We start from the raw sequence: 269 nt of genomic DNA, 5'->3' as shown, positions 1-269 counted from the left end.
CCGCTCGTGCGTCCGCCGGTGAGAAACTCGTAGGACGTGCTGACCCAGTGATCGTCCATGCCCTCGCCGTCCGGGTCCGCGATCGCCTGTGCGAGGTTCTGCGCGTCCATGACATCGTATTCGCTAAACGCTCGGAGCTCGTCCAACGCGTTCCAGCATGCTGCTACGTTATAGCGGCTCCTGCCGTCGATACTTTTCTGATCAAGCGCTGTCGGGTCGAACCGAATAACAAGCGTGCCGGCGGTATGCCGGAAGCCGCTCGTCAGCTC

Annotated in this window: 1 protein-coding gene; it reads right to left on the bottom strand. The window is 61.7% G+C overall.

What is annotated here, in order from left to right; all coding sequences use genetic code 11:
- Positions 1-266: type IV secretory system conjugative DNA transfer family protein (locus SB725_RS31410; RefSeq protein WP_410923324.1), on the bottom strand; the 266-nt coding region annotated here is incomplete at its 3' end.
- Positions 267-269 lie beyond the last annotated feature (3 nt).

Source organism: Pseudomonas sp. SIMBA_041 (assembly GCF_046535095.1).
GTDB lineage: Bacteria > Pseudomonadota > Gammaproteobacteria > Pseudomonadales > Pseudomonadaceae > Aquipseudomonas > Aquipseudomonas mucoides.
Note: the sequence above shows the minus strand (reverse complement) of the source record. Positions and strands in the feature narration are given on the sequence as shown.